This window comes from Micrococcus sp. HG099 (genome assembly GCF_024723355.1).
Classification (GTDB): Bacteria; Actinomycetota; Actinomycetes; order Actinomycetales; family Micrococcaceae; genus Micrococcus; species Micrococcus endophyticus.
The window spans coordinates 1-2,688 of sequence record NZ_JANQCJ010000198.1 but is presented as its reverse complement, the minus strand read 5'-3'; the positions used below and the strand labels follow the sequence as shown (position 1 = coordinate 2,688).

2 protein-coding genes are annotated in these 2,688 nt (G+C 75.1%); one reads left to right on the top strand and one right to left on the bottom strand.

The annotated features are described in order from the left end of the window. Nucleotides 1-109 precede the first annotated feature (109 nt). Nucleotides 110-574 carry a hypothetical protein gene (locus NWP10_RS11445; RefSeq protein ID WP_258300990.1) on the top strand — a complete coding sequence of 155 codons (465 nt, stop codon included), beginning with the start codon at nt 110-112 and terminating at the stop codon, nt 572-574. 85 nt (nt 575-659) lie between these two features. Here NWP10_RS11445 and NWP10_RS11440 read toward each other — a convergent pair whose 3' ends face one another. Beyond that, nucleotides 660-2,411: an AMP-binding protein gene (locus tag NWP10_RS11440; RefSeq protein WP_258300989.1), complete on the bottom strand. Its 1,752-nt coding sequence runs from the start codon at nt 2,409-2,411 to the stop codon at nt 660-662. Nucleotides 2,412-2,688 lie beyond the last annotated feature (277 nt).

Genomic DNA, 2,688 nt, shown 5'->3' with positions numbered 1-2,688 from the left:
GGCCCCGCCCCGGCCGCGACGGGGCCCGTTCCTAGCGTGGGCGGTGCCGCGCCGGCCGGTGCGGCGACCGCGGGGCCGCACCCGGTCCCCGACCGTGGAGGAGACCGCCATGACCACCGCCTTCGAGCCCCGCCCGCACACCGGCCTCGCCCCGCGCGAGTCGGAGCCGCACGGCCCCGGGACCCCCGGCCCGCTGCGCCCGGGCGTGCGCGGCTCCGTGCTCATCGTGTCCGAGCACGCCGACCCGGACGCGGCCATGCGGCACGCGACGGCCTGGATCACGGCCTTCGAGGACGACTGCGGGCTCGTCCTGGACGCGGACGGCACCGAGCTCTACGCGGTGGGTCTCGCCGGGGAGCTGGGCGCCTCCCTGCGCCGCAGCCCCGGCGTGGCCGAGGACGGCACCCCCACGGACACCTCGGACTTCGTGGACGCGATCCTCACGGGCGGCGTGTGGCGCCTGCGGGAGCCCGACGCGCGGGCGTGGTCCACGGCCTATCGCGCCGCGATCCTGGGCGCGGCCCCGCACGCGGTGTGCACCGTGTGGGACGTGCTGCCGCTGCCGGCGGCGTGAGGGCGGGGCCGGCCGGGGGCGCGGCAGGGCGGACGGCCGTCCAGCAGGCACGGGCGCGTCCGAGGGCCCGGCCCCCGCCGTCCGGTCAGTCCCGGTCGCCGCCCTCCACGAGCTTCGCGCCCTCGGCGCGCAGCTCCACCTTGCGCACCTTGCCGGAGACGGTCATGGGGAACGCGTCGAGCACCCGCACGTGGGCCGGGATCTTGAAGTGGGCGATCTTCCCCTCGCAGAAGGCGCGCACGTCCTCGGGGGTGAGGGGCCGCGTCCCGTCCTTCATGATCAGGCAGGCCATGAGCTGCTCGCCGTAGCGCTCGTCCGGCACGCCCACCACCTGCACGTCCTGGATGTCCGGGTGCGTGTAGAGGAACTCCTCCACCTCGCGGGGGGAGATGTTCTCGCCGCCGCGGATCACGAGGTCCTTGATGCGGCCCTCGATGCGCACGGAGCCGTCCTCGTCCATGGAGGCCAGGTCGCCGGAGTGCATCCAGCCCTCGGCGTCGAGCACCTCGGCGGTCTTCTCCTCGTCGTTCCAGTAGCCGCGCATCACCGAGTAGCCGCGCGTGCACAGCTCGCCGGTGGTGCCGCGGGGCACGACCTCGCCGGAGACCGGGTCCACGATCTTCGTCTCCACGTGCGGCATGGTGCGGCCCACGGTCTGCGTGCGCACCTCGAGGGAGTCGTCCCGGCGGGTCATCGTGGACACCGGCGCGGTCTCGGTCATGCCGTAGCAGATGGCCACCTCGGTCATGTGGAAGCGGTCGATCACCCGGCGCATGACCTCCACTGGGCAGGTGGAGCCGGCCATCACGCCGGTGCGCAGGGTGGACAGGTCCAGCTCGTCCGCCTCGGGACGGGCGAGCATGGCGATGAACATGGCGGGCACGCCGTACAGGCTGGTGGCCCGGGTGGCGGCCGCGGCCCGCAGCGTGGACACCGGCTCGAAGCCGCGGGCCGGGATCACGCTGAGCGAGCCGTGCGAGACGGCCGCGATCACGCCGATCACCATGCCGAAGCAGTGGAAGAAGGGCACCGGGATCACCACGGTGTCCTCCTGCGTGTACCCCAGCAGCTCGCCGATGTGGAAGCCGTTGTTCAGCAGGTTGCGGTGGGTGAGGGTCACGCCCTTGGGGAACCCGGTGGTGCCGGAGGTGTACTGCAGGTTCACCGGGTCCTCCGGCGAGACGGTGGACTCGCGGGCGGCCAGCTCCTCGTCCGAGACCCGGTCGGCGCCGGCGAGGAAGGCGCTCCAGGTGCCCTCGGAGACGGGGGTGGGCTCCGGCCGGCAGTCCAGCACGCCGTCCACCGCGTGGGCGTAGGACTCGGCCGTGATCGGGCCGGCGGTCGGCAGGATGATCAGCTGGCGCAGCTCGGGGCAGCCGCCGCAGGCGACGTCCCGGGCGATGTCGGGACGGTCCTGGTGGAAGTCGGCCGGGGCCACCACCAGCCCGCGCATGCCGCACTGCTCCACCACGTAGGTGAGCTCGTGTGCCCGGTACGCCGGGTTGAGGTTCACGAGGATCACGCCGGCGCGGGCGGCGCCGTAGAGCAGCGAGGTCCACTCGGCCACGTTGGGGCTCCACAGCCCGATCCGGTCCCCCGGCTCGTAGCCGGCCGCCATGAGGGCCTTGGCCACCGTCACGGATTCCTCGCGCAGCTGCTCGTAGGTCCAGGAGCGGCCGGTGGCCGGGTCCCCGTCCGGGCCGCACTCGACGACGGCGGGCCGGGCGCCGGAGCGGCGGGCGGCGTCGTCGAGGTTCTGGGCGAGCGTCTGCTCGAGCATCGGGACGTCGGAGGGTCCTCGGGTGTAGGACTCCTGGACGGAGGGGGACGGGGTCATCCTGGGCACTCCTCGCGCGGGCGGCGCGGCGTCGCACGACGCCGCCGGTCAGGTCCGCCTCCCGCCGCGGGCCGCCTCGGACCCCCCGGAGGTGACGTGGACCACGTGCAGGCTACGTCCTCGCCCCGGCCGGCGTCACCCCGCGTCACCGCCCGCGGCCGGCCGTGACGCGCCGCGGCCCCTCCCCCGCTCGGACCGGCGTCGCCGCCGCCCCCGCCCCCGATCGGCCAGGCGTCGCGGCCCCGCCCCCGCCGGATCGACGGAATCGGCTCGGGCC